At 70.0% G+C, this 23587-nt stretch carries 17 protein-coding genes; 9 read left to right on the forward strand and 8 right to left on the reverse strand.

Annotated elements, in window-relative coordinates; translation table 11 throughout:
• The first annotated feature begins 29 nt into the window (after positions 1-29).
• Positions 30-302 (forward strand): DUF3253 domain-containing protein, encoded by a 273-nt coding sequence (locus GTY56_RS32540; RefSeq protein ID WP_161368882.1) that lies wholly within the window; start codon positions 30-32, stop codon positions 300-302.
• Positions 303-443: 141 nt separating this feature from the next.
• Here the strand turns inward: GTY56_RS32540 and GTY56_RS32545 are convergent, their stop codons facing one another.
• A complete protein-coding gene (locus tag GTY56_RS32545; protein ID WP_161368863.1) occupies positions 444-875 on the reverse strand; it encodes an arsenate reductase ArsC in 432 nt (143 codons plus the stop codon).
• A 151-nt stretch (positions 876-1026) separates the two neighbouring features.
• Positions 1027-1404, reverse strand: a complete 378-nt coding sequence (locus GTY56_RS32550; RefSeq protein WP_161368864.1) for an ArsR/SmtB family transcription factor — start codon at positions 1402-1404, stop codon at positions 1027-1029.
• A gap of 171 nt (positions 1405-1575) precedes the next feature.
• Between GTY56_RS32550 and GTY56_RS32555 the strand changes: the two genes are divergently transcribed.
• The 4 genes from GTY56_RS32555 to GTY56_RS32570 all read left to right on the forward strand — a co-directional run bounded on the left by GTY56_RS32555 (position 1576) and on the right by GTY56_RS32570 (position 8962).
• On the forward strand, positions 1576-2940 hold the full coding sequence (locus tag GTY56_RS32555) for an NAD(P)-binding domain-containing protein (protein WP_161368865.1): 1365 nt from the start codon (positions 1576-1578) through the stop codon (positions 2938-2940).
• Between the two features lie 375 nt (positions 2941-3315).
• Entirely contained in the window at positions 3316-5628 is a 2313-nt protein-coding gene (locus tag GTY56_RS32560) for a beta-L-arabinofuranosidase domain-containing protein (protein ID WP_161368866.1), read from the forward strand.
• Positions 5629-5809: 181 nt separating this feature from the next.
• Positions 5810-7222, forward strand: a complete 1413-nt coding sequence (locus tag GTY56_RS32565) for a non-reducing end alpha-L-arabinofuranosidase family hydrolase (protein WP_161368867.1) — start codon at positions 5810-5812, stop codon at positions 7220-7222.
• An 87-nt stretch (positions 7223-7309) separates the two neighbouring features.
• A complete protein-coding gene (locus GTY56_RS32570; protein ID WP_161368868.1) occupies positions 7310-8962 on the forward strand; it encodes a glycoside hydrolase family 27 protein in 1653 nt (550 codons plus the stop codon).
• Between the two features lie 112 nt (positions 8963-9074).
• Here GTY56_RS32570 and GTY56_RS32575 read toward each other — a convergent pair whose 3' ends face one another.
• Both GTY56_RS32575 and GTY56_RS32580 read right to left on the reverse strand, forming a co-directional pair.
• Positions 9075-11726 carry an RICIN domain-containing protein gene (locus GTY56_RS32575; protein WP_161368869.1) on the reverse strand — a complete coding sequence of 884 codons (2652 nt, stop codon included), beginning with the start codon at positions 11724-11726 and terminating at the stop codon, positions 9075-9077.
• 174 nt (positions 11727-11900) lie between these two features.
• Complete coding sequence (locus tag GTY56_RS32580) at positions 11901-13007, reverse strand: ricin-type beta-trefoil lectin domain protein (protein ID WP_161368870.1); 1107 nt, start codon at positions 13005-13007, stop codon at positions 11901-11903.
• A gap of 881 nt (positions 13008-13888) precedes the next feature.
• Here GTY56_RS32580 and GTY56_RS32585 point away from each other — a divergent pair.
• Positions 13889-15244 carry an extracellular catalytic domain type 1 short-chain-length polyhydroxyalkanoate depolymerase gene (locus GTY56_RS32585; protein WP_161368871.1) on the forward strand — a complete coding sequence of 452 codons (1356 nt, stop codon included), beginning with the start codon at positions 13889-13891 and terminating at the stop codon, positions 15242-15244.
• On the opposite strand, the gene GTY56_RS32590 is transcribed toward GTY56_RS32585, so the two are convergent.
• A complete protein-coding gene (locus GTY56_RS32590) occupies positions 15126-16487 on the reverse strand; it encodes a sensor histidine kinase (protein ID WP_237525133.1) in 1362 nt (453 codons plus the stop codon). The two genes, GTY56_RS32585 and GTY56_RS32590, sit on opposite strands and share 119 nt — an antisense overlap.
• Here GTY56_RS32590 and GTY56_RS32595 point away from each other — a divergent pair.
• Positions 16486-16881, forward strand: coding sequence for a DUF418 domain-containing protein (locus GTY56_RS32595; protein ID WP_524540167.1), 396 nt, complete (start codon positions 16486-16488; stop codon positions 16879-16881). The two genes, GTY56_RS32590 and GTY56_RS32595, sit on opposite strands and share 2 nt — an antisense overlap.
• 719 nt (positions 16882-17600) lie before the next feature.
• On the opposite strand, the gene GTY56_RS32600 is transcribed toward GTY56_RS32595, so the two are convergent.
• The 3 genes from GTY56_RS32600 to GTY56_RS32610 form a co-directional block, all read right to left on the reverse strand.
• On the reverse strand, positions 17601-19400 hold the full coding sequence (locus GTY56_RS32600) for an ABC transporter transmembrane domain-containing protein (protein WP_161368873.1): 1800 nt from the start codon (positions 19398-19400) through the stop codon (positions 17601-17603).
• Between the two features lie 202 nt (positions 19401-19602).
• Positions 19603-19824 (reverse strand): hypothetical protein, encoded by a 222-nt coding sequence (locus GTY56_RS32605; protein WP_161368874.1) that lies wholly within the window; start codon positions 19822-19824, stop codon positions 19603-19605.
• Between the two features lie 418 nt (positions 19825-20242).
• Positions 20243-21151, reverse strand: a complete 909-nt coding sequence (locus tag GTY56_RS32610; protein ID WP_346345635.1) for a LysR family transcriptional regulator — start codon at positions 21149-21151, stop codon at positions 20243-20245.
• 201 nt (positions 21152-21352) lie between these two features.
• Between GTY56_RS32610 and GTY56_RS32615 the strand changes: the two genes are divergently transcribed.
• Together GTY56_RS32615 and GTY56_RS32620 are read left to right on the forward strand one after the other, a co-directional pair.
• Positions 21353-22573 (forward strand): FAD-dependent oxidoreductase, encoded by a 1221-nt coding sequence (locus GTY56_RS32615; protein WP_161368876.1) that lies wholly within the window; start codon positions 21353-21355, stop codon positions 22571-22573.
• Between the two features lie 38 nt (positions 22574-22611).
• Entirely contained in the window at positions 22612-23505 is an 894-nt protein-coding gene (locus GTY56_RS32620; protein WP_161368877.1) for an alpha/beta hydrolase, read from the forward strand.
• The last annotated feature ends 82 nt before the right edge of the window (positions 23506-23587 follow it).

Raw genomic sequence — 23587 nt, forward strand, 5'->3', positions numbered from 1 at the left:
CCCCGGCGAAGGGTGCGACACTGGAGGGCGTGGCGGAGACGGACCGACAGCTCACCCAGCGGCTGGAGCAGGTCATCGTGAACCTGCTGGAGCGGCGTGCGGCCACGTCCTCGATCTGCCCCTCCGACGCGGCGCGCGAGGCCTACGAAGGCACCGACGAAGGCTGGCGGGCCCTGATGGAACCGGCCCGCCGAGCGGCCTGGAGCCTGGCGGCGTCCGGCAAGGCCGAGGTGACCCAGTCCGGCCGCCCCGTCACGGAAACCGAGGCCCGCGGCCCCATCCGCATCCGCCGCCCGCGCTGACGGAGCCCCCGGCCCGGGCAGCGGCCCGGGAGCACAGCCGGCTCACCTGCACGAGCCCGCAGCGCACGCCGGTCAGAGCTCGTCGCCTCACTCAGTCGACCCCGCCGGCGGGGATCCCGGCGCCTCGGCCGATGTGGTCGATCAGGAACAGTCCCGCTCAGCGTCGATCTCGGCGATCAGCGCCTCGATGCGTGTCCTGATCTCGTCGCGGATCGGACGGACGGCCTCGACGCCCTTGCCTGCCGGGTCCTCCAGGGTCCAGTCGAGGTACTTCTTGCCCGGGAAGACGGGGCAGGCGTCGCCGCAGCCCATGGTGATGACGTAGTCCGACGCCCGGACGGCCTCGGTGGTCAGGATCTTCGGCTCGGCGCCGGAGATGTCGACACCGACCTCCTTCATGGCCTCGACCGCTGAGGGGTTGACCTGGTCGCCCGGGGCGGAGCCGGCGGAGCGGACCTCGATCCGGTCTCCCGCGAGGTGGGAGAGAAAACCGGCGGCCATCTGCGAGCGCCCGGCGTTGTGGACGCAGACGAACAGCACGGAGGCGAGCGTGGCGAGCGGGCTGGACGACATCGGTTCTTCCTTCGTCAGTGGTTCTTGCGGTGGCTCGGGGTGCGGAGTCGCTGCCCGCGCCGCCGACGCCGACGTCTCCCGGCAGACCCGCGCGGAAACAGGCATCCGGATCCGCCACCGTCCGGCCTGCCCGTCCCGAGACGCAGGACGGTCAGGCAGTGACCGGAGCCATGGTGAGCAGCTTGCCCATGGCCGCCATCACCGAGGGCTCCACTCGGTAGTACACCCAGGTGCCGCGCCGCTCGGAGGTCAGCAGCCCGGCTTCCTTGAGCTTCTTCAAGTGGTGGGACACGGTCGGCTGGGACACGCCGACGTCGGAGATGTCGCACACGCACGCCTCACCGGCAGCGTGGGAGGCCACCGCCGAGAACAGGCGCAGCCGCACCGGGTCGCCGAGCGCCTTGAACATCCGCGCGGCCGACTCGGCCTCCTCCGCGGTGAACGGGCGCTCGGTGAGCGTCGGGCAGCACGGCGCAACGGCCTCGGAACCTTCGGCCTCGGTCAGCGGCAGCACGCTCGTATTCGACATGCATCTATGTTGACACGCGTCGAACCAGCGGTCGAAGGGTGAACGGCGCCTCCGTCACGCCACGCCACCAGGAGCCACTGATTCGATAAGCGTCTATGTTGACGCTTATCGAAGCAAATGCGATGCTGGCCGCGCAAGTCATCGACAAATGTCGAAACAGAGGAGAGTCTCGTGAGCGCGAACAACACCGGCCGACTGCCCGTCGTGGTCATCGGTGCCGGTCCGATCGGCCTGGCCGCCGCCGCCCACCTCGTCGAACGCGGTATCGAGCCCCTGATCCTCGAAGCCGGACCGTCTGCGGGTACCGCCGTACGCGGCTGGGCGCACGTGCGGCTGTTCTCCCCCTGGGCCGAGGTCACCGACCCGGCCGCCGAGAAGCTCCTCGCCCCCACCGGCTGGGTGCGCCCCGACGGCTCCGCCTACCCGACCGGCGGCGACTGGGCCGAGCAGTACCTGCGGCCGCTCGCCGCCGCCCTCGGCGACCAGGTCCGCTACGGCGTCAGAGTGACCGGCGTCGCCCGCGCGGGCCGCGACCGCATCGTCGACGCCGATCGCGACGAGCAGCCCTTCACCATCCATGCCCTGGGGCCGGACGGCCGTGAGGAGCGGATGACCGCCCGTGCCGTGATCGATGCGTCCGGCACCTGGTCCACCCCGGGTCCGATGGGCGCCGACGGCCTGCCCGCCCTCGGCGAGAGGGCCGCCGCCGACCGCGTCGCCTATCGCGTCCCCGACCTCAAGGACCCGGCCGTCCGTGCCCGCCACGCGGGAAGGCGCACCGCGGTCATCGGCTCCGGCGCCTCGGCCTTCACCGCGCTGGCCTCCCTCGCCGACCTGGCCGAGGAGGAGCAGGGCACGCACGCGGCCTGGATCCTGCGACGCGGCATCGGCGCCAACACCTTCGGCGGCGGAGAGGCCGACGAGTTGCCCGGGCGCGGAGCCCTGGGCCTGCGCGCCAAGGCCGCCGTGGAGGACGGCTACGCCAGCGCGGTCACCGGCTTCCGGACACACGCTGTGGAGCGTGACGGCGACCGACTGGTCCTGGTCGCCGAGGACGGCCGCCGGCTGGACCCGGTCGACGAGGTCATCGTGCTGACCGGCTTCCGCCCCGACCTGTCCTTTCTTTCCGAGGTCCGTCTCGGACTGGACGAGCGTCTGGAGGCGCCCACCGCCCTGGCTCCGCTGATCGACCCGAACGTGCACTCCTGCGGAACCGTCTACCCGCACGGCGTGAACGAGCTCTCCCACCCGGAGCAGGGCGTCTACCTGGTCGGCATGAAGTCCTACGGCCGCGCCCCCACGTTCCTGGCCATGACCGGCTACGAGCAGGTCCGCTCCATCAGTGCCGCCATCGCCGGCGACCGCGGGGCCGCCGAACGCGTCGAGCTGACCCTGCCGGAGACCGGCGTGTGCGGCGGCGCGGGACTGTACGACCAGCCCGACACGGCCCAGAACGGCCAGGGCGGCGGATGCTGCGGTGCCCCGGCGACCCTGCGGATCGGCACCGGAACCTCGACCGCCTCCGGCAGTTGCTGATCCACCCCCACCCATCGAGCAGAAGGTGCACCACGTCCCGCGTTCAGCCGGCCCTCCCAGGCGTGGCCGGTTTTGCGCGACCGGTCGTCCCGGTTCTCCCATGTTTGACGCGACGTCAGAGGTGTGAGCCGGACGAAACCCGCAAGTAGCCAAGCCTTCCGTGTCACAAGGCTAGACAGGAGCAACGTCCGTATCCGTTAATCCATCCCATGTATCGCGCAAGAGGGTTGGTCGAACGGAAACCCCAACGGATGCGCACGTGACGCGTCGCGCCCGACCGCCCGACCGCCCGACCGCCCGACCGCCCGACCGCCCGACCTGTGAACGAACGCACCGAAGACCGAGCAGTCACCTTCCCCCACCGAAGGGTGCGAGATGTCTTCCTCCGTCAGCAGACGGCGTCTCCTGCAAGTAGCCGGGGCCACGGCCGCCGCCTCTGCCACCGGTTCCTTCGTCGGCGCATCGCCGGCCCGAGCGGCCGTCCCTCCCGCCAGGGCCGACATCGGGGTGCTCGCGCATCCCTTCGCGCTCGGCCAGGTCCGGCTCACCGCCGGCCGCTGGCTGGACAACCAGGACCGTACGCGGAACTACCTGCGGTTCGTCGATGTCGACCGACTGCTGTACAACTTCCGCGTCAACCACCGTCTGTCCACCAACGGTGCGCCCGCGAACGGCGGTTGGGACGCGCCGACGTTCCCCTTCCGCACCCACGCCCAAGGGCACTTCCTCACGGCGTGGGCGCAGCTCTACGCGGTCACCGGGGACACCGTCTGCCGGGAGAAGGCAACCCATATGGTTGCGGAGTTGGCCAAATGCCAGGCCAACAACAGTGCCGCCGGTTTCGGCGCCGGGTATCTGTCCGGCTACCCCGAGTCCGACTTCACCGCTCTCGAACAGCGGACCCTGAACAACGGCAACGTGCCGTACTACACCATCCACAAGACGCTGGTCGGTCTGCTGGACGTGTGGCGCCACATCGGCAGCACACAGGCCCGTGACGTGCTGCTCGCCCTGGCGGGATGGGTCGACCGGCGCACCGGCCGACTGAGCGGCCAGCAGATGCAGGCCATGCTGCAGACGGAGTTCGGCGGCATGAACACCGTGCTGGCCGATCTCTACCAGCAGACAGGTGACGCGCGGTGGCTCACCGTCGCCCAACGGTTCGATCATGCCGCGGTGTTCGACCCTCTGGCGGCCAACCAGGACCGGCTCAGCGGACTGCACGCCAACACGCAGGTACCCAAGTGGATCGGGGCCGCCCGGGAGTTCAAGGCCACCGGCACCGCTCGGTACCGGGACATCGCCACCCATGCCTGGAACATCTGCGTCAACAACCACACGTACGCCATCGGCGGCAACAGCCAGGCGGAGCACTTCCGCGCCCCGAACGCCATCGCCGGCTACCTGAACAAGGACACGTGCGAAAGCTGCAACACCTTCAACATGCTCATCCTGACCCGGGAGTTGTTCGCGCTGGACCCGAACCGGGCCGCGCTGTTCGACTACTACGAGCAGGCGTGGCTGAACCAGATGATCGGCCAGCAGAACCCGGCGGACGACCACGGTCACGTCACCTACTTCACCCCGCTCAATCCGGGAGGCCGACGCGGTGTGGGCCCGGCGTGGGGCGGCGGCACGTGGAGCACCGACTACGGCACCTTCTGGTGCTGCCAGGGCACGGGCCTGGAGATGCACACCAGGTTGATGGACTCCCTCTACTACCGCAGTGACAGCACGCTGATCGTGAACATGTTCGTGCCCTCGGTGCTCAACTGGTCGGAGCGCGGCATCACCGTCACCCAGACGACGAATTATCCCGTGAGCGACACCACGACCCTGCGGGTCAGCGGGAACGTCGGCGGAACCTGGGCGATGCGCATCCGCATCCCGAGCTGGACCTCCGGGGCCACCGTCAGCGTCAACGGCGCGGCGCAGAACATCACCACCACGCCCGGCAGCTACGCCACCCTGACCCGCTCCTGGACCTCCGGTGACACGGTCACCGTCCGCCTGCCCATGCGGGTCGTCATGCGGGCGGCCAACGACAACGCGAACGTCGCCGCGATCACCTACGGCCCGGTGGTCCTGTCCGGCAACTACGGCGACCGGGCGCTCACCTCTCTCCCGACGCTGGACACGTCCTCGATCACACGGACCAGCAGCACGGCGCTCGCCTTCACCGCCGGCGCCAACGGCTCCACCGTCAACCTGGGCCCGTTCCACGACGCGCACGGCCACAACTACACCGTCTACTGGAACACCAGCGGTACCGGCACCGTCCGTCTCGCCAACGTGGGCAGCGGTCTCGTGCTGGGCATTCAGAACATGTCCACGGCCGACGGCGGCCGCGCCCTCCAATGGAACGACTCGGGCACCGCCGACCACGACTGGCACATGATCCCCGACGGAAACGGGTTCCGCTTCCGCAACGCCCACAGCGGCAAGGTGCTCGGTGTCCAGGACATGTCCACGGCGGACAACGCAGCCGTCCTGCAATGGTCGGACAACGGCACCGCCGACCACCGTTGGACGCTGCTCGACCAGGGAGACGGGTCCTACAAGATCCGCAATGTGCACAGCGGCAAGTTGCTCGCCATCGCGAACAACTCCACCGCCGTCGGCGCGTTCGCCGTCCAGGACTCGGACGACGGCTCCGCCGACAACCGCTGGCGCCTCGTGCGGAACTGACGCCCCCAAGCAGCTTGTGATCACCCTCCCCACTCCCTTGCGCGACTCTTCGACCATCGTTCGAAATCACGAACAATATCGTTCGGCGGCGAACACCGCGGTCGGGTCGTAGCGCATCAAGAGTCCGGACAGCCTCCGACGGGGCCGGCCGGAACCGCTCACTCAAGGAATGAGGCCCCCCATGCGCAGACGTGGTTTCAGCCCCAGGCAGCTGTCCGTGGTGCTCGCGGCCCTGGTCGCTTCGGCGGCGACACTCGTCGCCAACCCGGCTCAGGCGGCCACCAGCGGCGCGTTGCGCGGCGCCGGTTCCGGCCGGTGTCTCGATGTGCCGAACGCCGGCCAGACGGACGGCACGAGCCTGCAGATATGGGACTGCACGGGCGGGACCAACCAGCAGTGGACGCTGACGGACGACAGCCGGCTGACCGTGTACGGCAACAAGTGCCTGGACGTGCCCGGCCATGCCACCACGGCCGGTACGCGGGTGCAGATCTGGACCTGCCACGGCGGTGCGAACCAGCAGTGGCGGGTGAACTCCGACGGCACGATCGTCGGTGTGGAGTCCGGGCTCTGCCTGGACGTCAGCGGCGGCGCCACGGGCAACGGCACGGCGGTGCAGCTCTGGAACTGCCACGGCGGCAGCAACCAGAAGTGGACGGGGCTGTCCGCACCGCCGGGCGACACGTGTGCTCTCCCGTCGGCGTACCGGTGGTCGTCGACCGGCGCGTTGGCGCAGCCGTCGAACGGCTGGGTCGCGCTGAAGGACTTCACCACCGTGCCGTACAACGGCAAGCAGCTGGTCTACGCGACCACCTCTGACGGATCGTCGTGGGGCACGATGGCGTTCCGTCCCTTCACCAACTGGTCGGACATGGCGACGGCCCCCCAGACCGGGATGAGCCCGGGCCTGGCGGTGGCGCCCAAACTGTTCTACTTCGCGCCCAAGAACATCTGGGTGCTGACCTCCAACGGGTGGGGGACGGCCTGGCCCTTCACCTACCGCACGTCCAGCGACCCCACCAACCCCAACGGCTGGTCCGCCCCGCAGCCCCTGTTCACCGGCAGCCTGCCCGAAAGCGGCCCGATCGACCCGACCATGATCGCCGACGACCAGAACATGTACATGTTCTTCGCCGACGACAACGGCAAGATCTACAAGTCGACCATGCCGATCGGGAACTTCCCGGCCAGCTTCGGCTCGTCGTACACCACGGTCATGAGCGACACGAAGGAGAAGCTGTTCGAGGCACCGGAGGTCTACAAGATCAAGGGCCAGAACCAGTACCTCATGATCGTCGAGGCGATGGGTGCGAACGGCCGCTATTTCCGCTCCTTCACCGCCGCCGGCCTGAACGGTCCGTGGACGGTACAGGCCGGCAGCGAGAGCAGCCCCTTCGCCGGCAAGGCCAACAGCGGTGCCACCTGGACCAACGACATCAGCCACGGCGACCTGGTGCGCATCAACGCCGACCAGACCATGACCGTCGACCCCTGCAACCTGCAGTTCCTGTACCAGGGCAGGACCCCCGCATCGGACGGCACGGACTACCTGAAACTGCCGTACCGGCCGGGTCTCCTCACCCTGCGACGCTGACCCGCGCGCACGTGATCACACACTCCTGACCCGCCGATCAGGCCCGCACGGCGGCTACCGCTGTGCGGGCCAGGAAGGAAACCCCCCATGGTTCCCCTGCACAGACGACTGCTGCGGCTTCTCACGGCCACCGCACTGACGCTGAGCGCCTGCGCCACGGCCTCCGTCGGCACGACCGCCCAGGCCGCGCCGGGCAGCCCCGCGCTCACCCCGCCGCTCGGCTGGAACAGCTGGAACAGCTTCGGATGCGGGATCACCGAGGCGCAGGTCCGCCAGGCCGCCGACGCGATGGTGTCCTCGGGCATGAAGGCCGCGGGCTACCAGTACGTCGTCGTCGACGACTGCTGGTTCGACCCGCAGCGCGACGCGTCGGGCAACCTGCGGTCCAACCCGACCAAGTTCCCCAGCGGGATGAAGGCGCTCGGGGACTACATCCACAGCAAGGGCCTGAAGTTCGGCATCTACCAGGCGCCCAACGAGAAGACGTGCGCCCAGGGGGTGGGCACCTACCCCGGCTCCACCGGCAGCAAGGGCCATGAGGCCCAGGACGCCGCCACGTTCGCCTCCTGGGGTGTGGACTACCTCAAGTACGACTGGTGCTCCGGCAGCGGCACCCTCAGCGAGCAGGTCGCGCAGTTCACGACCATGCGCAACGCCCTGCGTGCCACCGGCCGTCCGATCGTCTACAGCATCAACCCCAACAGCTTCCACGCCCCCACCGGCGCCACCTACGACTGGGGACAGGTCGCCGACCTGTGGCGGACGACCGAGGACCTGCTCGACATCTGGCAGAACGGCAACACCAACAGCTACCCCATGGGCGTCGGCAACGTCCTGGACATCAACGCGCCACTGGCGGCCCAGTCGGGCCCGGGACACTGGAACGATCCCGACATGCTCGTCGTCGGCCGTCCCGGTCTGTCACTGACCGAGTCACGTTCCCACTTCGCGCTGTGGGCGCTGATGGGCTCCCCGCTCATCGCGGGCAACGACATCCGCACCATGTCCGCTGACGTGAGCGCGATCCTGCGCAACCCGCGTCTGCTGGCGGTGAACCAGGACTCGCTGGGCGCGGGCGGTCGCCGGGTGCGCGACGACGGCGACACGGAGGTGTTCGCCAAGCGCCTGTCCGACGGCTCGGTCGCCGTGGGTCTGTTCAACCGGGGCAGCAGCACCGCGACCATCACCGCCACGGCCGCCCAGGTCGGCCTGACCGGAGGGTCGTTCACCCTCACCGACCTGTGGACGGGCGGCACGTCGAGCACCTCCGGGCAGATCTCCGCGAGCGTCCCGGCCCACGGTGTCGCCGTGTACAAGATGACCGGCGGCAGCCCGCTGGCCTCCACCACCGGGCGCCTGCGCGGTGGCGGGTCCGGCCGCTGCCTGGACGTGGAGGGCGCCGCCACCGCCGCCGGGTCGAAGACGCTGCTGTGGGACTGCCACACCGCCGCCAACCAGCTCTGGACCAGCTGGGCCGGAGGCGAGATCCGCGTCTACGGCGACAAGTGCCTGGACGCCTCCGGCCGGGGCACCACCAACGGCACGCCGGTCGTCGTCTGGCCCTGCAACGGCCAGGACAACCAGAAGTGGACGGTCGGCTCCGACGGGTCGGTCCGCAACGTCCGCGCCGGGCTGTGCCTCGATGCCAAGGAGGCCGGATCCGCCAACGGGACGCCGGTCATCCTGTGGACCTGCAACGGCCAGAACAACCAGAAGTGGACCACGCTCCCGAACACGTAAGACGTAACCCGTAACCCGTCACCGCGCGAGCCGGGTTGGCAGGTCCGCGAAAGAACGTCGGTCCTGGCGGGGCCGCAGGCGGCAGTGCCTGCGGCCCCGATGGTTGTCGAGGTCAGGACGGGTCGCCGTACTGCAAGCCGCGTCCGTTGGTGCCGACGTAGACGCGGCCGTAGGTGTCGGGGTCGCCGGTGATGACGCCGACGCCGCCGATGGCGCCCCACTGGTGGGCCTTGTCGTTGACGCGGAGCCAGGTGGCGCCCTTGTCGGTGGAGCGGAAGACTCCGGTGACGCCCTTGACGGTGCCGATCAGGTACAGGGCCTGGTAGCGGGAACCGGGCTTGGCCTTGCCGAAGCCGAGGGCGGAGGCGGACTCCACCGTCTTGAGCGTGGTGAAGGTGCGGCCGCCGTCGGTGGAGTGCAGCAGCCCCTTGCCGTAGCCGGAGATCCAGAGGTCACCGGCGATGCCGGGGGCGGCCGTGAGCCGGCCGTCGGGCAGGCCCGTGGCGCGGGCAGTGAAGGTCGCGCCACCGTCGGTGCTGGCGTGGAGCGTGCCGCCGGACAGGGAGTAGAAGGTCCTGGCCGAGGAGCGGTCGGCGACGACCACGGCGTCGTCGCCCAGGCCGCCGACCCTCGACCAGCTCGCCCCCCTGTCGGTCGACCGGTACGGGGCCTGGCCCGCCTGGGTCCAGACGATGGTGGAGCCGTCCGCCGCGAGCGCGACATGCCCGTCCTGGGCACTGGCCACCGGCTCTGCCGTGAAGCCGTTCCAGTTGCGGCCGCCGTCGGTGGAGTAGGCGCCGTCCTGCGCGCCGCCCCGGCCGACGCGGACCATCATCGAGGGCTTGGACTGGGCGAAGTCGATATCGGTGCTGTTGGTCATCAGCGGGTTCTTCAGCCGCCCGGAGGGCACCTTGGTCAGGGAGTCGTGCCGGAAGCCGCCCTGGTCGCCCATGGAGGTGATGACGGTGGCGCCGCCGGGAGGGGCGATCGCGTCCAGCAGCGCGGTCTCCTCCAGACCTCGGGCGCCCATGCTCCAGTGACTGGTCCCGCCGCTGTCGGACGCATGGGCGTCCTTGCTGCGCAGGATGCCGTTGCCGGTGCCGTACAGCACGTGACCGGAGTTGAAGGGGTCGATGGCCAGGGCGGTCATCCAGTGCCCGGTGTGGGTGCCGACGTAAGGCGCGGCGGAGGCGTTGCGCTTCGACTTGTCGGCCAGTGCCTTCCAGGTCGTGCCGCCGTCGGTGCTGCGGTAGATCTCGTCCTCGGGGTACCAGCGGCCGAGGGTGGTGACCATGACCGTGGAGGGCTTGCGCGGGTCGACGGCCAGACCGGAGAACCCGTAGTTGCCCTGGGACGGGGAGATGTTCTTCCACGCCCCGCGGTTCGGCGTGTACTTCCATACGGAGCCCGCCGTCACGCCGTTGGGTCCGAGGTTGTCGGTGTACGTCAGGTACAGCGAGCCGTCACCGGAGAGCACCCCGTGCTGGGGCAGCTGGCCGGTGGGCTGTCCGGAGACGGCCTGCCAGCTGCTGCCGCCGTCGGTGGAGCGGTACAGGGAGGTGGACTTGTCGCCGACACCGACGTAGATCGTCTTGCTGCCGGCCGGGCCGTACGTCACGAAGGAGATGCCCGCGCCGCTGCTCGCCCCGTCCTTGACGGGGAACGAGGAGACCTGCCGCCATGTCACACCGAAGTCGGTGCTGCGCCACAGACCGTTCTTGCGGCTGCCCAGCAACAGGTTGCGGTTGTCCGCGGGATCGACCACGAGCCGTTCACCCGCCCCGCGGCCGTCCTCGTTGCCGCCCACCTTGAACGGCAGGTTGGTGCGTTTGAAGGTGCGGCCCCGGTCCGTGGAGCGCAGGATCGCGCCGTTGCCCGCCCACTCGTTGGTGTAGGTGCCCGCCATGAGGTAGAGCCGCTTGGGTTCGACGGGGTCGGTGGCCACCGAGTCGATGCCCAGCAGGTTCCAGTCCTTCTCGCCGATCCAGTCGGTCAGCGGGATCCACTGCTCGGCACCGGTGTCCCAGCGGTAGGCGCCGCCCATGTCCGTGCGCGCGTACAGCAGACCCTTCTCCCGCTGGTTGAAGACCAGCCCGGTGACGTAACCGCCGCCCACCACCTGGGCGTTCTTCCACACATACGGTCCTGCCGCGGCCGTGGTCCGCGCGGTGGCGGATCCGGACACCAGGGTCCGGTCCGCCTTCACCAGCTTCCACTGCTGACCAGAGCCACCCCGGCTCGGATTCTGGACGACCGCCGCGCCCTGGGCCCTGGAGCCCCCCGAGACGTCCAGGACCTGTCCGCTCCTGCGGGAGGTGAGGATGACGGCGTCGGAACCGCTCCCCTCACTGATCCGCCACTCCTGGGACGTGGCGGAGCTGTCGGTCTGCTGCTCGGCGGCGGCCCCCTGAGCGTCGGAGTTGCCCACTATTCCCAGCACCTTGCCGCTGTTGCGGTTCACCAGCTCGTAGTGGCCGTCGCCGGTGGGCCGCAGCCTCCACTGCTGGTTGGCGGTGTTCTCGTCGGTCCACTGCTGGATGCGGGTGCCGTCGGCGGTGGAGAAGCCGTTGACGTCCAGCACCTTGCCGCTGCGCACGGAAACCAGCCGGTAGTAGGCATCGCCGTCGACCGTCGCGGCCTGCGAGTCCTCCTGCGCGAACAGGAGGTACGGCACGAGGACGGCGGGCACACCGAGCACCAGACCGGTGGCGGTCCAGCGGCGGCGGTGACGCCCGCGGCGCCCGCCGTTCGTGGGGTGGTTCATGGGGAGGCGTTCTCCTTGCATGCTGTACACGTGGAAATCCGGATCCCGGCCACCGAACTGGCCGGATCCGCTTCCTTGTGGTCACAGGCTGCGCAAAGGGTTGCCGTGATCCTGGAACTCTCGATGGTCTTCCGGGATCCGAACCCCGGAATGGGCGCAGATCCCGGAGCGGGGTCAGCCGGCGGTCAGAGTGGTCCACTTCTGGTTGGAGCCGCCGTTGCAGTCCCACAGATGGAGCTGTGTGGCGTCGGCCGTGGAGGAGCCCGGAACGTCGAGGCAGCGGCCCGAAGCGGGGTTGCGGTAGCCGCCGTTGTAGGGCTGCCAGACCTGGTTGGCGCCGCCGTGACAGGACCAGAGCTGGACCTTGGTTCCGTTCGCGGTGCCATAGCCGGCTGCGTCGAGGCACTTGCCCATGGAGCGCAGCGTGCCGTCGGTGTAGGCGGACCACAGCTGGTTGGCACCGCCGCCACAGCTCCACGTCTGGACGGCGGTCCCGTCGGCTGTGGCGGCGCCTTTGACGTCCATGCACTTGCCGGCGATGCCGGACTGTACGCGTGCGGGGGCGGGGGCGGGGTTCTTCAGCCATCCGGCGCTGTCCGCGGCCCGGACGCCGCGGTGGAAGGCGTCGGCCATCTTCCGGTAGCCCGAGTCGTTGGGGTGCAGGGGGTCGGCCAGGTCGGCCGTGGTCAGGCTGCTCATGTCGACGTGGGCGACGTGTTTGCCCGCCGCTTGTGCATCGCTGACGATCTGGCGCGTGGCCTGGTTGTACGCGCCCCGGAACCGCTCCTCCGAGCTGCTGGTGGACACGACCAGGGAGGCGACGAGGACCGTTGCGTCGGGGACGTCGGCGGTGATCTGGTTGACCAGCGACTTCAGCCGGGCGATGGCGGTGTTGACCTCGGAGGCTCCCTGGAGGTCGTTGGTGCCGATGTGCAGCGTGACGACATTGGGCCGGTAGCGGGTGAGCGAGGCGTCGGCGAGTGCGGCGATCTGGTCGATGCGGTACCCCGAGTGACCCTCGTTGTCGGGATCGGACATCGAACCGGCCCGCCCGGTGCCCACGAAGTCCAGCGGGTGGCCGTCCGCAGCGAGTCTGTCCCACAACGGCGCCCGGTAGCCGTTGCCCGTACTGCTTCCCACACCCCAGGTGATCGAGTCGCCCAACGGCATGACCCGCAAAGGCGTGTTGGGGGCGGCAGAGGCAGGGGTCACCCCTGCCGCCGCCAGCCCGAACACGGCGGAGACAAGCGTGACCAGGGGCAGGATCCGAGACTTTTTCATGGAGTTCCTTCTCTTCCGCGAGTGATTGCTGTTCGGCGGGGCTGACCGAACGCGAGCGCGCTGTGTCGGCCGTTGCCGCTGAGGAAGGCGGTCTCCCACCGGGTGACCGGGTGCGGCCGTCAGGTGCCCTGGGTGGTGAGGACGACGCCGATGCCGCTGTCGCGCGTCAGACGGGCTCCCCGTACTGCACTCCGGCCGTGCCGCATGGCGGCCCATGCGCGTCGGGAGCAGTTGGTCGACGGCCTTGCCCTACGTGGTGCCCTCGCACGCCCCACTGTCCGACCTGTCCCAGGCGGTGAGCAGCGACTTCTCAGCGGCCACCGCTGCGGTGGCGAACGCCGTGGGAGCGAGGAAGCCTATCCGGCTTGGTCCGGAGCAGACGGGGGCGGCATTCGGCGTCATCGCGTCAACCCTTCATGGCACACCAGGACACCCGGCGCAGGGCCGTCGGCTGCGGTGTCGTGACTGGAATTGGCTGAGCTGAAAGCAGTCATCCCATTACTGCGACGACGTGATGCACAGTCGAAGCGCTTCGATGCTGCTGCGAGGTTAGGGGAAGGCATGAGGGCGCACAAGGGCCGCATTCAAGATTACTCCCGGGTACAACAAAGGGGCCAGAGCGCTCTGTTCAACGTATCAAGGCTGATCTCTTGACACTGCCCTGGAGCTCTGACGAGCATCGAAGCGCTTCACCTTCTTTTCCGGTCCGCCTCAGGGAATCCCATGTGTATGCCCACGCGCCGCACACACCACCGTCGTTGCGCGGTCGCACGCCCCTTCCCGAAGCGCATCGACCCCCCTCCGTCGCGGCTCCGCCTCGACAAGGATCCCCGGGCCGCCCTCGCCCGTACCCGCGCCGGATTTCCAGAAAGGACAGCGTCATGTCCCCGAAGGCCAGGAAGAGAAGCGTCAAGGATGTGCTGGTAGCCCTGCTGATGGGGATCTCGCCGCTGATCGCGGCGCTCGTACTGACCGGTGCCTCGGCCACCACCGCGTCGGCCGCTTCCCTGAAGGAGGTGACGGACTTCGGCAGCAACCCGGGCAACCTGCGGATGTACACCTACGTGCCCGACAGCGCTCCGGCGCGCCCGGCGGTGCTGGTGGCGGTGCACTACTGCACCGGCACGGGGCCCGCCTTCCACTCCGGAACGGAGTTCGCCCGCCTTGCCGACCAGTACGGGTTCATCGTCGTCTACCCGGACGCGAACGTCAGCGGGCAGTGCTTCGACGTCTCCTCGCCGCAGGCGCTCAAGCACGACGGGGGCAGTGATCCCACGAGTATCGCCTCGATGGTCCGGTACACCGTGCGGAACATGAACGCCGACGCCGACCGGGTCTATGTCACCGGTGCCTCGTCCGGCGCGATGACGACCAATGTCATGCTCGGCGCCTACCCCGACTTGTTCAAGGCGGGTGCGGCGTTCATGGGCGTGCCGTTCGGCTGTTTCGCCACCACCGACGGCTCCGGCTGGAACAGTGCCTGCGCCACCGGCCAGATCACCAAGACGCCGCAGGCATGGGGTGACCTCGTCCGGGCCGCCTACCCCGGGTACACCGGCCCCCGGCCGCGGATGCAGCTGTGGCACGGCACCGAGGACGAAGCGCTGTACTACGCGAACTTCGGTGAAGAGATCAAGCAATGGACCAATGTGCTCGGGGTGAGCCAGACCCCGGCCTTCACCGACTCCCCGCAGACCGGCTGGACCCGCACCCGCTACGGCTCCACCGGCGCGCAGGCACCGGTCGAGGCGATCAGCCTCAAGGGTGTCGGGCACGCCCTGCCCTCCACCGGTATGGCGGCCCGGGCCATCGCGTTCTTCGGACTCGACGGCTCGGGAGGTTCCGGCGGCACCACCACAGGTCCTGTCCGCGCCACCGGTTCGGGCAAGTGCCTGGACGTCCCCGGCTTTTCGCAGACCAACGGCGCCCAGACGCAGATCTGGGACTGCAACGGCCAGACGAACCAGTCCTGGACCAGAACCTCGGCCAAGCAGCTCACCGTCTACGGCGGTGCGAAGTGCCTCGACGCGGCCGGCACCACGGCCGGCGCGAAAGTCGTGATCTGGGACTGCAACGGCGGCACCAACCAGCAATGGAACCTCAACTCCGACGGCACCATCACCGGCGTCCGGTCAGGGCTGTGCCTGGATGTGACCGGTGCCTCCACCGCCAACGGCGCACCGGTCGGGCTGTGGGACTGCAACGGCGGCAGCAACCAGCGATGGCGCCTCGGCTGACACCACCGCCCGGATGCTGAGAGCGCTGATCCGCGTCGGGCGGGCTGGGCTCAGGCGGGCCGGGTGAGGCCCGCAGTCCGATCTCGTATCCGCCCTGTGGGGTGGGTTCGGCGGTGAGGATGCCGTCGAGCAGTTCGGCGCCTTCTCTCAGGCCGATCAGGCCATGCCGGGCGCTGGGCAGGGCGACGGACGGGCGAGTGGGGGCGGTGTTGGTGGTGGTGACGCCGAACCGCTGCGCGTCATGCCACAGGCGCACCTCGGCGCGGGCGCCCGGGGCGGGCTTGCGGACGTTGGTGAGGGCTTCTTGGACCGTGCGGTAGACGGTGCGTTGGGCGGTAGTGCTGATGCCGGGCGGGAGCTCCCCGGTCAGGGTGGTCTCGATGCCGCTGTTGGCGATCAGTTGCTGGAGGTCGGCGAGGGTGGGCTGTGGGGTGAGTTCGGTGTCCTTGCCGCCGGAGGCGCGCAGCAGGGTGACCATGTGGCGGAGTTCGTCGAGGGTGTTCACGCTCAGGGTGCGGATGGTGCGGGCGGCGTCGCGGGCGTCCGGGTCCTTCGCGGCGACCTGCAGGGCTCCGGCCTGCACGGCGATGAGGCTGACCTGGTGGGAGACGACGTCGTGCATCTCGCCGGCCAGCTGGGCGCGTTCGCGGGCGAGGACCCTCTGGGCGTACAGGGCGCGTTCGTGTTCGCGGGCCACTTTGACCTCGACGAGTTGGCGGGCCACGTCGTGTCGGGCCTGCACGAGCTGGCCGCACAGGATCGGAGCGAAGGCCGTGGCCAGCGTGTAGACGAAGTCGATGAGCGTCCAGGTCCGATCGCCGGAGAACGGGTCGACCAGGGGCCAGGCGAGGGTGCCCGCCGTCGCGTTCAGCAGGACGCACCCGGCCAGCAGCGGGCGGTTACGGGTGCGCGTGGCCAGTGTGTACAGGGCGGCGATCGGCGCGACTGCCGCGTCCATGAGCAGGGTCATGGGCAGTGTCAGCAGGTAGACGGTCATCGGAAAGCGCCTGCGCAGGATCAGGCCGGCGCAGCCGAGGGCGACGACGGCCCACAAGAGGGGTGTCGCCTCGTCGTGGAGGTTGATCCAGGCGTCGAGCGCGGCGAGTACGACGAGGCCCGTGTCGACGGCCCGGGCCACGCTGCTGGGTGGCACGAGCGCGGTGCTGAGCTTCAGGGGAGGCGGAGGGCCGTCCAGCGGCTCCGGATCGGGGGCCATGGGCAGCGGGTCCGGGGCAGGGTCCATGGGCGGGTCCGGCGGGCCCGTGCAGTCGGCCTCGGACCTGCTGGGTGCTGTGTCGCACACCGGCACCACCCTCGACACCCTCGGCTGCCTGGGTGTCGCGATCCTCGTGATCGTGGGCGCGACGGTGGCCATCGACAGCCTGCCGCGACTGCGCCGCCTGGCGAAACCGGTCATCGCCGTGGGCACCATGTCCCTGACCGCCTACGTCGGCCACTTCCTCGCACAGTCCGCGTGGCCCGCTTCCGGCGCCGGCACCACGAAGTCCTGGATACCCGTGCTCACGTACATCCTGGGTGCGATCGTCTTCGCCGCGATCGGGTCCCGCTTCTTCCGCCGCGGCTCCCTGGAGTACCTGCTCAACGCAGCCACCAAGCCCGCCAGGTACGTCCGGTGAGGTCAGGTCGGGGTGGCCCGCTCAGTGCCCATCCCGGCCTGGTCAGCCGTCCGAGACCCGCAAGGGGGATAACCCCGCGGGCCTCGGCTGTGGTCCCCGGCCGACTCATCGCAGCTCCGCCCTGACGCCAACCGGAGAGAGCTCAAAGTTCAAAAGGCGCCCGGCCTCGGACGCGGTGCGGTCCTCAGGCCGGTGCCCGGCCAGGTCGCCCGGATGCGCAGCAGTACGTCGCGGCGCAGGCGTGCTCACTCCCCGAAACCCTCGTGTGCTGCGAACCGTTGGCCGGTGTGCCGGGTGTCGAGGGCGCCGAGTGGTGCGGGGATCGTGCGCGCGTGCTCAGGCATGGCGCTCGATGGCCTGGAGCAGGTCCGCGAAGGTGGTGCAGGTCGCCGGTTCGCCGATGACCTTCATGATCCACGCGTCGGCTGCGCGGTCACCGCCGCCGTGCCCCGCGCCGTGGGAGCCCGCGGCGGGAAAGACGTACCGGGGCGCGGAGGGGGCAGCCGGCCGACGCCCGTGCGCATCAGGTCGAGCGGGCGGTCGTCCGGCCTGCTCAGCGGGCCTGCTCGCCCTTGGCCATGAGCACGGCGTGGGGACTCCCGGGCGAGGGACGAACCGAGCGGGCCGCGAACCGCCGCAACCGGCTGCCCCCGCCGCACGGCGGGGGCAGCCGGTGGAGGACGGCCGACGGCACCGGCGAGCCCACAGGTCAGGCCCGTCTAGCCGAAGGGGCGACCCACCGCGGTCAGGAGCTGCGTCGCCGCGAGCTGCGCGTACAGCTCGTCCTTGGCCACCAGTTCCTCATGGGTGCCGACCGCGCGGACCGTGCCCGCGTCCATGACGACGATGCGGTCGGCGTCCGTGACGGTCGACAGGCGATGGGCCACCACCAGCACGGTGGTCTCGCGTGCGGTCTCGGCGATGACGTCCCGCAGTGCCAGCTCGTTGACGGCGTCGAGCTGCGAGGTCGCCTCGTCCAGGAGCAGCAGCCGGGGCCTGCGCAGCAGCGCGCGGGCGATCGCGATGCGCTGGCGCTCGCCGCCGGACAGTCTCGTGCCGCGGTGCCCGACCGGGGTGTCCAGGCCGTGCGGGAGACGCTCGACGAGGTCGTCGAGCCTGGTCCGGGAGAGGACCTCGCGGATCTCGTCGTCGGTGGCGCCGGGCGCGGCGAAGACCAGGTTCTCCCGCAGCGTGCCGGCCAGCACCGGCGTGTCCTGCTCGACGTACCCGATGACGGACCGCAGCTCGGACAGCGGCCACTTCGTCACGTCCTTGCCGTCGACCAGGACACGGCCGCCTGTCGCTTCGTAGAACCGCTCGACGAGCGCGAAGACCGTCGACTTGCCCGCGCCCGACGGGCCGACGAACGCCGTCATTCCGCCGCCCGGCACCTCGAAGTCCACCCGCTGGATCTCCGGCGACCCGGTCCCGTAGCGGAAGGACACCTCCTCGAAGCGAACCGACGCCGGACGCGGCCGCACCGCCTCGGTCGCGGGCCGCACCGGCAGGTGCCGGCCCTGCGGCTCCGTCGCCAGGCCGTCCACCTGCGCGATCCGGGCGATCGCGGCCGCGCCCTCCTGGTAGTGGGACGCTGCCTCGACCAGCTGGTACACCGGCTCCATCAGGAAGAAGAGGTACAGCAGGAACGCGATCAGCGTGGACACGGGCATGTCCCCGGACGCCACCCGCGCCCCGCCGACGGCGAGTACTGCGAGGAACGCCAGCTCGACGGCAAGGTTGTCGGCCGAACCCAGCACGGCCTCCCACTTCGCGCTGCGCACGCCGTGCCGCCACGCCCTGCGTGCCGCCGCCTCGACGCGAGCGGTCTCCCGCTCCTCGGCGCCGGACGCCTTCACCGTACGGAACGCGCCGAAGACCCGCTCCAGGCCCGTGGACATCTCGCCGACAGCCGCCTGCGCACGCTCGGCGGCCTGTCCGATCTTCGGCATCACCAGCACGGCACCCACACCGACGACCGCGATCACGCCGAGCGTGACGGCCAGAAGGACGGCATCGAGGAACGCCATCACCACGACCGCCGCGACCAGTGTCACCGCCCCCGTCGCCGCGGAGACCACCGCCTGGGTACTGACCGCCCGCAACAGCGTGGTGTCGGAGGTCACCCGGGACATCAGGTCGCCCGGCTGCATCCGGTCCACCTCCGCCAGGCGCAGCCGCAGCAACCGCCCGATGAGGCTGCGGCGGGCGGCGAGCACCACGGACTCCGCCGTCCGTTCCAGCACATAGGCGCCGAACGCCTCGGCCACCATGCCCAGCAGGACCAGGACGGTCATGGCCAGCAGGATGGTGCCGATCGTGCCACCGGACGAGAGCCGGTCGACCAGCGCCTTCGTGGCCAGGGGCTGGAGCAGCCCGCCGACGGCTCCAGCCAGCGCCAACAGCAGACCGAGTACGACGGCCCACCGGTGCGGGCGGACGTACGCGCACAGCGCCTTGAGCGTCTGGCTCGTGCGCAGGGACTCGGCACCCGTCGCCTCCGGGGCGGATGCGGTTTTCACAGAATTCCTTTCCTACGTGGTCGGCCACGCACCGCGTCAGCGGCTGCGGGCACCGGCCCGCGGGGGCCTGTCGTTCGCGGAGTCCGGGCGTACGACGGCCAGGCAGAAGGGGCCCGGCCGGGCTGGGGGGTGCATCCGCCGAACACCGGATGGTCGAATCCCTCAGGGATCCCCTGGGCGGACGTGCTCGCCGATCGCCGGCTCAGTGCAACAAGGAGGCCGCGTGCGTGGCGAAGACATGCGCGCCTGCCTCGTAGAAGTCAGGACGGACGACGGACAGGACACCGGCGCCCGCCACCAGCGTCAGGCCCAGAAGTTCCAGCAACCGGCTACCGCGAGGTGTGATGTCACGGCCGGGCACGTCGATGCCGGCCGACGCCTCGACGCTGGTCCCGGGCTCTTTGTCACGAACGTGCTCTGTCATGCCTCCAGCCTGGGCGCCCGGCCGTTCTCCGCGCATCCGGCGACTGTCGGGTCCACCCCCGCCGAGTGGCTGGAGAAGACCGGCCTCGGGTAGGAGCCGCGGGGTTGCGGCTTCCGCCGCCCGCATGCGAGAGGCCGACTCGCGCTCGGACTCCCGGGGAGCCCACCCGAGGCCCATCGGACGCGACGTGCCCGTTGCGTGTGGTTGTCGAGCAGGTACTCCAGCGGGCCGCGGCGGAAGAAGCGGGACCGGACCGCCGCGAACACGGTGGCCGCGACGATGAAGCAGAGCAGGTGCCCGAAACCGGCGGACTGCGGCGGGGCGGCCGGCCCTCCCGCAAGGGCCGACTCCGGGGTGTCGGCGCTCGACGTCGACCGGCTGCTGTACAACTTCCGCGTCCCCGCCCAAGGGCCCTTACTCACACCATGGGGCCGCTCTCGACTGCCTGGCCGGCCTGAGCGGCGATACGGCGCAGCCATATGTGGGCCGGTTCCCGCTCATGGATGGGATGCCACCACAGGGCCTCCACCAAGTGGCCGATCTCGAAGGCGGGCCGGACGACGGTGATCGGTTGTCCGGAGAGGGTGGGGATCGCGACCCGTTCGGGCATCAGGCCGATCCGGTCGGTCCCCGCGACCAGGTGGGGAATGGCCAGGAAGTTCTCCGTGACGATCTCCGCGTGCGGTTCGATGCCCTCGGCGTGCAGGCGGTTCAGCGGGGAGAAGACCGGCGACGGGTGACGGTAGGGCAACACCCAAGGATGTTCCGCCAGTTCCTCCCGCCCGAGGACGGCCGGAGCACGGTCGGCGGACATCACACACACCCAACGGTCCTTGTACAGGTCGAAGGTGGGGATGTTCGACAGGATGCCCTGGGGCAGGACGAGGGCGTCCACCGTGCGCAGGTTGTCCAGCGCCTGCTGCACGACCCGTTCGGTGCTGTGCTGGAACCGCAGCCGCACGTTCGGCGCGGCGGCGCGGACCAGGTCGGCCAAGGCCCTCCCGAAAGTGGGCAGTTGGCAGTCGGCCATGATCACGGTGAACTCGCGCCGGGCCTGCGTGGGATCGAAGTCGGGGCGCGTCTGGAGGACCCGGTCCGCCCAGCTCAGGGCCTGCTCGGTGTGTTCCACCAGTCGTTCCGCCAGCGGGGTCAGCTCGTAGCTGTTGCCCGCCCTGACGAGAAGTTCGTCGCCGTAGTGCCGGCGCAGCCGGGCCAGGGCTGCGCTCAGCGAGGGCTGGCTCAGACCGAGCCGTTGGGCGGCCCGCGTCACACTGCGCTCCTGGAGGAGCGCGTCCAGCGGCGGCAGCAGGTTGAGGTCCAGATTCACGGCACCCACCTCGAATGATCATCAGCCCTGTCTATGTCGAGCATAGGTGATTTCGGCTTCCCTGATCCCAGCGTGGACGTGAGAGTGGTGACACGGCTCGGCGGGACCTCGTGTCAGACGGACCGCCACCACCCCAGACGTTCGCATGCTCGGGCCCGCACCGATCGATGCAGGTGTTCCGAACCCATCAAGGAGGCGACAATGCCGTCGTTCCATGTCCTGATCGCCGGCGGAGGCATCGGAGGGCTCTGTCTGGCACAAGGTCTTCGCCGCGCAGGCATCTCCTGCACCGTCTACGAGAGCGCGCCGGGCGTCGGGCGGGCCGGCTACCGCCTGCACATGAACGGCGCGGGTGGCCGCGCTCTCCAGCAGTGCCTGCCGGACAACCTCTTCGAGCTGTACATGCAGACCTCGCGCGAGACGCCTCGCCGTGAGGTCATGGTCATGCTCGACCACCAGGCCCGCGAACTGGGCGCCCGTCCCCACATCGGCCCGCCCAACGACCCGCGGCGACCCCACACAGCGGTCAACAGGCGCACGCTCCGCCAGATCATCGGTCTGGGCCTGGAGAACATCGTCCGCTACGACAGCACCGTCACCGGCTTCGAGACGGACGGCGAGAAGGTGCGGGTGCTGCTCGACGACGGCACGAGCGAGACCGGAGACGTACTGGTGGGCGCCGACGGCATCAACTCCGTCGTGCGCGGGCAGTTGCTGCCCGACGTTCAGGTCGTGGACACCGGAATACGCGGCCTGTACTCCACCGCACCGCTGACCGACGATCTGGCAGCGAGCCTGCCCGAGGCACTGTTCGACGGTTTCGCCCTCGCCGCGGAGCCGAACGGCGCGATGTTCGCGTACGGCGTGTACCGACCGCGCAGGCCGGTCGCCGAGGCGGTGGCCGAACTGGCGCCCGGCGCCGCCGTCGATCCCGTCGATCCCTACATCATGGTCAACCTCGCCCTACTGCCCGGCAGCCCCTTCGCCGCCGGGGCTCCCGACCTGTGGCACAGCTCCGGCGAAACCCTGCACGCGCTGATGCGCACCGCGGTACGCGGCTGGGACCCCGCCCTGGCCGGTCTCGTCGAGCACGTCGACGCGTCGACGATCTTCCCGGTGTCCATGCGTCACCTACAGGCGGCAGACCCCTGGCCGGCCGGCCGTGTCACCCTGCTCGGTGACGCGATCCACGCCATGCCTCCCTCGTTCGGCTCCGGCGCCAACACGGCACTGCGCGACGCCGCGGCCCTCACCCGGGCCCTGGAGCGCGCCGCCCACGGTGACACACCTGTGGCGGCGGCCGTGGCCGAGTACGAGACCGAGATGCGCGCCGAGGTCTTCCCCATCCTGCGTGCCTCGGCCGACCCGCGGGCCGTCGACGTCGACTTCCTGCCCGACGACCTCCCCGTCAGTCACACCTGATCGTCGCCCCCTGCACGAGCCGCACCACGAGGAGAATCATGCCTGTCGCCGAAGACATCGAGTTCCGAGTGTCGGAACTGACCCTGCGGGGCAAACTGTTCCGCCCGACCGACGGTCCCGAACGCCCGCCCGTCGCCATCATCCAGGGCGGCCTGGGCGGTCCCGCGGAATCCATGTTCGCCATGGCCGAGGGCTTCACCGACGCCGGTCTGGCCTGCCTGATCTACGACCACCGCAACACCGGCTACAGCGACGGCGAACCCCGTCAGCAGTTCGATCCCTGGCAGCAGTGCCGGGACCTGCGCGACGTCATCACCCATCTGACCCTGCGCGAGGACGTCGACCCCGACCGCATCGCCCTGTGGGGCATCAGCATCGGTGGCGCCAACTCCCTCTTCACGGCCGCCACCGACCGCCGGGTCAAAGCGGTCGTCAGCATCATCCCCCCGGTCAGCGGCTGGAGCGCGCGCACCCTCCAACCGGCCGACACGCTCGCGGAGCTGGAAGCTCTCATCCCCGTCGACCGTCAGGCCCAACTGCGCGGCGAGCCGGCCGCGAGTATCCGCCTGCACGGCGTGCCGGAACCCGGGGACCCGGTCATGTTCAGCGACCAGGAGGGTCTGGAGTTCGTCGAGAACATGATCCACCACCTGCCCAGCTTCCGGAACCAGATCACCATCTCCACCCTCGACCGCATCTTCGAGATGGAGGTGCGCGCCTACGCCGAACGCATCACCGCCCCGGTCCTAATGATCCTCGCCTCCAAGGACACCGTCGCCCCCGTCGAGGAGGCCCGCGAGATGTACGAGCGGATCCCCGGCCCGAAGGAGGTCATCGAGTACCCGGGCCAGCACTACGAGATCCTCTCGAACCACTTTTCCGAGATCATCAGCCGCAGCGCCGACTGGCTGGCCGCCACCCTGCGCGGCTGACCGCCCCACCATCCGCTCCCGTCCGGTCCGCCGGCGCGCCCGCGTGGCCCGGCGGACCCCCCCCGTCCCCCGACCCCCGTCC

The sequence above is a fragment of the Streptomyces sp. SID5643 genome, assembly GCF_009872555.1.
In the GTDB taxonomy this organism is placed as follows: Bacteria; Actinomycetota; Actinomycetes; order Streptomycetales; family Streptomycetaceae; genus Streptomyces; species Streptomyces iakyrus.